Raw genomic sequence first — 8,714 nt, 5'->3', positions numbered from 1 at the left:
CCGTATAATTTTGCGCAGCTGCAAGCACCTTATCATAACCCGTAGTTTTAACATAACCGTTAAAAACACTTAAGTTAGACTGGGCATCGAGCTTTTGTGCAAGATCTAAACTGTTATCTACATTGGTAAGCTCGTTATGAAGTTCCAGGTTATCTTTACAGGAATATAAAACTGCACTGATACTGAGCAGGGCAACATATATTATATATTTTCTAGTCATTATTTATATTATTAGTTCTATAGCTCAATTAGTTATGGGCGTTTATAAATCAGGCCCGACGGACTAAATCTTGGATAGTTCTGATCATCATCAATTGGAATAAAGTGAATCATATCCATATTCATAATTCCACTTCCATTACCACGCAGGGTAGTAAACCTAACCCAGTGTTTATCAGTTGTTTTAATATCTACTACCCCGGCCAATTTCCCGACCATAACCGACCATAAATTATTCTGTGAGATGGGCTGTAAACCATTTACACCGTTACTTACATCGGCAGTTGTGGCCATATAGCGTTTAAAACCGTTGGTTAACATCAATCCATCTGCAGAAGGCAAGGCTGCATTGGCAGTAGGTACCCCAGAACTGGTTAATGTTTGCGCAAAATCGACCAGATTTGGCAATAACTGCTCTTGTGTTGTACCCACATCTACCCCAACCTGCGTAAGTGGTCCGGAGCCATTGTAGGTATAACAGATCCACACTTTGTATTTACCTTTAACCAGCATAGGAGTTCTGATTTCCATCCAGATAGAGCGTAAAGTATTACTGGTGGTTGGGTTAAACTGAATTACATCCCTGTTGGCGTAACTCCGACCATCAGATGCACCGATTGGTGTTGACGACACGGCATAAACAGGGCCAATTGTTCCCGACCGGTAAGCATCGAGCCTGATGCCTGCTGTAATCAATTTTCCGTTTTGTAAAAGCTGAATGGTTTGTCCGGGGGCCCGCCAGGCCGCTAATAATTTTAATTCTGGCTGATCGCCTATATCGAAGAAAACACCCGTAGGTACCCTTGGTTTAATTTTGTAAAAACCTTTCGATTCGTGTAAAACCCCATTCGAAGTAGTAACATTACTAAAAGTTCTGTTTACTTCTACTCCGGGCTCAATCACCCCATTAAATTCATCGTCATTTAATAAGATTTTGGTTCCCACTAATTTTGTGGTTACAATTTCACTAGGCACCAAAGTAGATAACGAAGGTGAAGAAACAATATCAGGCGTATAACTTGCACCTGTTGAAATATGGTAAGCTACATACATCCACAAACTATCAGTATGGCTTTTCGGATTACCTGTTTTTGAAAGTTTGGCTTTTAAGGCCGCGTAATTACTAAAACCTGCAGCTTGTAATGCAGAATCGGATTCGAGAATTACCGTTTGAAAACGACGGGTAGTATCAGGAATAGCCGATTGCACATAATTCAACGAATCATAAAATCCAGTTTCTTTTAAGGCTTGCGTAAAAATACTATACCTGTTGTTCGTTTCTATACTTGCTGCCAATGTTTTGGTTGATGGTATTAACACATGATCGATAACGTGGATAATACCGTTACCTACCCTTACATTAGATTGTGTAATGAGCGCCTGTTTGTTGATGATAAAACTACTTACACCATCTTTAAAAGTAACACCAGTTTGCAAATACTGACCATAAAGGGTGATCTGGGTTAGCTTCCCATCGGTAAATTTGCCTGTAGCAACGGTATCTGGCAAAACGTGGAAACGAACAACGTCTTTCAGTTCTGCAGCTGATAATTGATCGACTGCTGTTTTATTTAAACTTTTCAACCAATCGTTAACTGCATTATTATCAGGAGTAAACATGGTGTATTTGCCATATGCTGCCAAATAACCTTTTGTACCCGATCTTTCTAAGATTTGGGTAAACAAAGAAAATTTTTCTGGATTTTTCTCCAAAAATCCGGTAATGTTTACATCATCAGTAGTACTTAATGTTAAACTTTCTCTTTTACAGGCATTAATCACGAAGATTATAAATGCACTGAGTATAACCAAATAGGTAATGTTGCGGATGTCTAATTTCACTTTCATATCACTTATTCTATTTAGTGTAAAATGGATTTTGTACGAGATTAGGATCTGTAAATAACTCACTTTGATAAATCGGCAAGTAATGGCTATTGGGATCTCTAAATTTGGTAATGGCCGATTGTTGAAGCGTAGGCGATACTGTTTTGGCTGCAAGATCTAACAAAATATCAATACGGCTATAGTTATTGCGTTTGGCGTGGCGTAAAAGATCGAACCATCTTTTGCCTTCAAAAGCAAATTCTCTGGCACGTTCGGCCAAAATATAATCGCACAAAGCTTCAGTTTCTGAAGGGTCTACAGTAACTTTCGTAGCATTTACAGCATTACGTCTTAATCTCAGTTCATCAACTAATGCCAAAGCTTCTACACCACCTCCGGTTAAGGCCAAAGCTTCGGCTTTAATCATCATGATATCTGAATAACGGTATGCTTGCCATTTTACGTAAGAAGGATTTTCCGTGCCGTATTTTTGAATGGTAAAAGCCGCATTATAATAAGAGCCAGGTCTGATATCATAGTTATTATCCGGATCAACGTCGTCTGGAATAAAGATTTCGGTACTCAAAAACGGGGAACCGATAAAACGTCGTCTGGTATTTACCAGTAAAGTATAAAACGGGTTTTCAATCGCCTGGTCAAATTTATTATACCAGCCAGAACCTGCACCAACCAGGGCAAATCTTTGCGAACTGATGATTTTATTACATTCGGTAATACAGTTCGGATAATCTTCCATCCATAGGTACACATCTGCCAGCAAAGCATTTACAGTAAATTTGGTTACCCTACCCTTATCAAATCTTGTGCTACCATAAGTGGTAACCGCTCCTTGCTCTGCTTTTTTTAAGTCGGCAACAATCTGTTTTAAAATATCGGCCTGTTTGGTTTTCGGCAGATCCTGTAAATCGGTATCTTTTACAGTAGCGGTTAATTTTAAGGGTACATCTCTAAAGGTACGCAACAGGTAAAAATACATAAGACTTCTTAGCGTAAGCGCTTCTGCCACATAACCGTTCAATGCTGCATCGGTAAAAGTGGGATCGGTAGCTTTAACGCCAGGCGCAAAATCGAGCACCGTATTGCAGTAGTTAATGGTACGGTAAAATGCTGCCCATCTTGCTGTTGTATTATCCTGGGTAATATTTACATTAATAATATCCGTTTCTTCTGTTGTAATACTAGGCCCGCCTGCAATCATATCGGCCCTAAGCTCACCATACATAAACATGTACTCCAATAAAGATTTATCACCAATACCCGGAGGAGGCGCCAGTAATGAGGTATAACAACCAGAAACTGCTGCTAAAACATCTTCTTTCGTTTTCCAGAACTCTTGTCTGGTAATTCCATCTCTAGGTTTAAGATCGAGCCATTTGTTGCAAGAGCTGCTCATCACCAGCATCATTACCAAACAAGTGCTATATAAAATATTTTTCATCAGTTTTGAATTAAAAGTTAGCAGTTAAACCGAAAGTAATAGTCTTAATTGGCGGCGTGGTAGAATTATCTATCACTGTGTTCGACCCGTTTAACTTAATCGGCACCTCTGGGTCCTGACCAGTATATTTAGTAAATGTTAAGATATTCTGAACGGTAAGATTGGTGGTAAGCGATTTCATGCCCAATCTCTTCATAAAGGTTTTGCCAAAATCGTACTTTAAAACCACCGAGCTCAATCTTAAAAATGATCCGTCTTCAATATAGCGGTCGGAGCCTAAAAAGTTATAACCTGTACCGTACATGGCTCTCGGCATATCGGTAACATCGCCCTCTTTTTTCCACCTGCGCAATACCGCTGTACTTTGGTTATTAAAACCATACATATTGGTGGTGTTAATTTTAGTACCATTGATAATATCGTATCCGGTACGGAAAGTGAAATTAAAACCTAAACGAAGGTTTCCGTTGATGGTTAGGTTAGATCCAAATCCCCCTGTTAGTTTCGGGTTACCATTACCCAGGTACACAATATCTTTATAATCGATGTTCCCGTCGTGGTTAATATCTTCATACATGGCATCGCCCGGTTGGAAAACATAATCAATAGATGGATAAGCAAAACGCATGTAAATTTTATCGCCGTTCGGTCCAACAATCTGGTTTCCGTTCTCATCCAATGCAACTGTTGCGTTTTTATCAGGATATACACCTTTAAACTTGAAACCGTAAAACGATCCGAAAGGATTATTTTCCTGCACAAATACTTTGTACACATTGTTGCTGGTTACCCTACCTTTATTTTCTCGAGGGTATAGCGGAGAAACCTCGCGGATTACGTTTTCGTTGTGTGCAATATTGAAAGCAAGATCTAGTCTTATCTTTTTCTTTTTGATGACGGTTAGCTGGCCCTTAAACTAAAATCATCTACATATTTGGCCTTTTTCATAAAAGGTTCTCCAGATATCCGCCAACGGCCAGAAACTGAAGGAAAAATACCATATCGGTTAGCAGCACCAAACCTGGAGTTACCATCGCCCCTAATGCTACCATTAATGATATAACGGTCTAAAAATTTGTATTGAACGTTAGCCAATAAACCAACTGACCTGGTTTGTCCTAAAGATGAGGTTGCAGAACCTGTGTAATTGGTACGGCTATCAACAGAAGGATCGGATAAATACGATGATGCGGTATTGGTTGAAAACAGGTATTGACCAGTTCTGCGGCTATCTTCACTATCGAAGCGTAAAAAGCCAATAATATCATGTTTATCATTCAGTTTTGGGGTATAAGCCAAAGTCATACTAGTGTTCATGGTGAATGAATCGCCATCAGCATCTGAAGCAGTATTGACCACCGATTCGGTATAAGGCCGCCCTGTTGCAATTTGAGGAAGGAAGGTTTTTACTTTGGTGTTGTTAATGTTTACCATAAAACTTCCATTCAGGCGTAACACACTCGGTAAAATTTCGTACTGTAAACTAAATTTTGGTGTAATACGTTCGCCCAATTGGTGGTTACTACCTGCTGATGCCATTGCCAATGGATTAAAAGTACTGGCATAAGCGCCCTGGGCAGTTGCGGCAGGACTAAAAAAGTTTGATGTTAAATTTCCATACTCATCATACTCATAAATACTTTGGTTAGGCATTTTGGTATAAGCAACGTCTCTAACCCGGGTATTAAAAAGTCCGTTCTGATCGATATGTGTATAAGAAATATCAGAACTGAACCTGATTTTGTTCGACACCATATAATCTAAATTCACCCTTGCCGAAACACGGTTTAAATCGGTGCCAATGGTAGTACCTGTTTGGTTAAAATAATTTACCGAAGCACGGTATCTGGCTTTTTCACCACCCCCCGAAATAGACAGGTTATGATCTTGAAGGTAACCTACCCTCGTAATGGCTGATAACCAATCGGTATTGTTGCTGTAATTATAGTAATTATAAGGATCGTTCGGATCATATTGAAATTGCTTTGCAAATTCTGAAGTAGAAAACTGACGGCCCGCATTATAATATTCTTCCAAAACGAGTGATGAATATTGGTTACCATCCAACATCGGGATCGGACTTGGCTGTTTAGAATACGAACCTTTAAAATTATAGGAAATAGCTGGCGGACCAATTGAACCTCTTTTTGTGGTAATGATCAATACACCGTTTGCTGCTCTCGATCCCCAAACGGCTGTAGCCGCAGCATCTTTTAGCACACTAATTTCTTTAATATCAGATGGGGCAATATTTAATAACTGACCATAATTGTTCTCATCAGAGGTGGCAAAGTTAAAATCAGAAGGGATGGTAATATCGTAAGGCATACCATCCAATACAATTAACGGATCGGTTGCGCCATTAATGGAAGATGTACCGCGGATACGGATCTGCATCGGCGCGCCCGGATCACCCGTACTGGCGGTAATGTCAACCCCTGCCATGCGGCCTTGCAAAGCCTGATCGATTGATGCCGATTGGAGGTCTTCGAGTTCTTTGGCATCAATGGTAACCGTAGCCGAAGTCTGATCGCGTTTATCGATCGTCATTCCACTTCCATTGTTCGTTTTGGCTTTCGAAACAATCTGAACCTCATCCATCTGATTTTCAGAAGGTTCCAACTGGAAATTGATTACTGCTTTATCGATATTAACAGGTGCTGAAGACCTATAACCAATATATGAAACCGATATCCGATAAGTTTTATCTGCTACCGGTAAAGAATAGTTTCCATCAATATCTGTCGAAACGCCTTTAATTACCCTTTTGTCTTTATCAACAATTACAACAGATGCACCAATAATGGGCTGCTTATCTTTTTTATCAATTACCTTACCCTTTACATAGTTAATTTGTTGTGCATAGGTTAGGGACGATACCAACAAACAGCATAGTAAAATAAAAAAACTATAATTATATCTTTTAGTCATCTCGGTTTAGAATTGATATTTTAAATAAGAATTGATTTGGTGAATCACCGTTCTGTTAGATAACACGTTGCTCCTATCGGTTGTACCCAGCAAAACATTCACAGAAGTATTGGTTACATCTCTTAGCGTGAGCGTATTGGTGGTATTGGTAAATACAGTAACCTTGGCTGCATCTCCCGAATCGTTTTTAAGCAAACTTTCAAAAGAACCTGTTTTCTGTCCGTCGCTTGCTACTGTGCTTTTAATAATATGGTATTGGATAAATTTGGCCACCTTGCTAATATCTCCGGCGTCTGTTGGCGCATAATTTGGCGTTCCGTTGGCTAGTTTTGGTAATAATCCAGCGGTTACCGCAGCTTGTATAGCCGCATTTGTAGGAATGAAAACGGTGTAAGGGCTTCCATCGGTAACCCCTTGAATTGCGCCTGTAGCAGCTGTATAAAGCGTAACGTTATTTTTAAGGTATTGAAAGAAGGAATAATAAGGATCGGTTGTTAGCGTACCATATTTTTCGATATGCTTGCTTACCGGAAGTACAGTATACATCAGTACTTTGGCAGCATAGGCATCAGCTCCATTAACAGCTGTGGCAACCGAATCGATCTTAATACTTTTATCGGCAACTGCGGGTAAATCTTCTGTGCCAGCTGAAGAGAAAAACCCGTTGTTGTACTTAATGTATTCACCACCAGAAGTTTCTAAAATACCAGCTGTTGTAGCAAAATTTGGTACAGCACGGTCACCCAGTGGGATAATATGCGTTTGCAAGAGTCGTCTTAAAATATTGAGGTCGCCCCTAATTGGCGACGAAGGATAAAAGGGATCGTATGAAAATCCTAAACTTACCAGGGTGGCATCAGGGATGGGAATAACAATGTATTTTAAAGAGGCTGTTTTAATCGGAATAGCATAACCCAATACATCAAGCGCCTGTTTCATAATGTAATAGGTAGGATCTAAATTTACCTTCCCATATACGGTTGAAAATACATTGGCATTTTGGGCAGTGTTTACGCCGTAAAACAATCCATTACTTAAAAACTGCTTGTCTACAACGTTTGCAGGCGTAAGTTTAGTGGCTTCGCCCAAAAAGCTGTTAACCGTATTAAACTTGCTTGGCCATACTGTAGTTCTATATAAATGTGAGTTGATAAAATCCCTGATGATATCGGATCTTAAAGAAAACAGTTCGTTCAGCTGTGCTTTATAGTTTCCGGGCTGCAACCTGTTTTTTGCATAATATTTTAACAGCACTTTTGCATAGGCCTCAACCGCGTCATCGGTTGGTGCAAAAATGGTATACATGCCAATCTGTGCATCGTTGGCATCATCTTTCAGGTAATTTTCGTTATTAGGCGAAAAACCAAGCAATATGCTATAGTTTTTAACGTAAACATTATCACTTTTACCCGTTAACACCTGATAACGATGGGTAATATCAGTATTCACATTATAGCTTACATATTTATCCAAAAGGGATTTGAAAGCACCATACTGTGATTTAGTGTCAATATACTGATCAATACTTTGTGGCGGGGTAAGCACTTTATCTACGATGTGGATTACGCCATTTTCGGCTACAATATCTTGTTCGATAATTTTTCCAGGGCCAACATTTTTTCCGGTATACTCGGTATTGGGATAAAAATAATTATAATCTAAAGCACTAATGCCTGCAAAAGAGATGAAGGGGGCAAGAAAATAGGGTAGGTTTTTATTGTTAAAGTCGGTTGGTAAATAAGTTCCGTTTCGGTTACCCGCAATTACCTTTATCGCTTTACCATCATTGTCTACGCCATCGTAAACAAAATCGTAATAAACGGTACGTCGCCTAAAACCAACATTTTTAACGAAACCTTTTGCCGTTAAATTATCGCTTAAACGTTCTACTTTCTCTCCATCATAGGTCATTGAATAACGTACAATTGCCGAAGCCAGCGTTGCATTTATCTCGGTTAAGTTGTTTTCGGACATGTAAGTGGCAAAAGCCGCATCTGTTGGTGCAAAAACCGTCCACGAACCTGCTTTGCTTAAGGTTTCTTTATAGCCCGATTTATCTATACAATCTAAAAATCTGGTAAAATTCCCTTTGGCCTGAAGTTGTTGATAAATCGGATCGGCTAATGTTTCAGGACGGCCATAGAACTCATCAAATTCTTTTTTCCGGCAAGCGCTGAGAATGAATATAACCGCCAAATTAACGATTAAAAATTTCTGTAAAATTTTACTCATAGCAATTTCATTGGATAAACGGCCATTAAAATACTGGGCAATAAAA

6 protein-coding genes are annotated in these 8,714 nt (G+C 39.3%); all 6 read right to left on the bottom strand.

What is annotated here, in order from left to right; genetic code table 11:
- The coding region (locus tag AC1DND_RS21195) for a hypothetical protein (protein WP_477584617.1) at positions 1 to 220 on the bottom strand (220 nt) is incomplete at its 3' end.
- Positions 221 to 252: 32 nt separating this feature from the next.
- On the bottom strand, positions 253 to 2,067 hold the full coding sequence (locus AC1DND_RS21190) for a fasciclin domain-containing protein (protein ID WP_477584616.1): 1,815 nt from the start codon (positions 2,065 to 2,067) through the stop codon (positions 253 to 255).
- Positions 2,068 to 2,077: 10 nt separating this feature from the next.
- Positions 2,078 to 3,505 carry a RagB/SusD family nutrient uptake outer membrane protein gene (locus AC1DND_RS21185; RefSeq protein WP_477584615.1) on the bottom strand — a complete coding sequence of 476 codons (1,428 nt, stop codon included), beginning with the start codon at positions 3,503 to 3,505 and terminating at the stop codon, positions 2,078 to 2,080.
- Positions 3,506 to 3,515: 10 nt separating this feature from the next.
- Complete coding sequence (locus tag AC1DND_RS21180) at positions 3,516 to 4,280, bottom strand: hypothetical protein (RefSeq protein ID WP_477584614.1); 765 nt, start codon at positions 4,278 to 4,280, stop codon at positions 3,516 to 3,518.
- A gap of 125 nt (positions 4,281 to 4,405) precedes the next feature.
- Positions 4,406 to 6,436, bottom strand: a complete 2,031-nt coding sequence (locus tag AC1DND_RS21175; protein ID WP_477584613.1) for a SusC/RagA family TonB-linked outer membrane protein — start codon at positions 6,434 to 6,436, stop codon at positions 4,406 to 4,408.
- 6 nt (positions 6,437 to 6,442) lie between these two features.
- Positions 6,443 to 8,714, bottom strand: a 2,272-nt coding sequence (locus tag AC1DND_RS21170; RefSeq protein ID WP_477584612.1) for a fasciclin domain-containing protein, incomplete at its 5' end; no start/stop codon positions are given.

The organism is Pedobacter sp. 01N416, from assembly GCF_056399685.1.
Note: the sequence above shows the minus strand (reverse complement) of the source record. Positions and strands in the feature narration are given on the sequence as shown.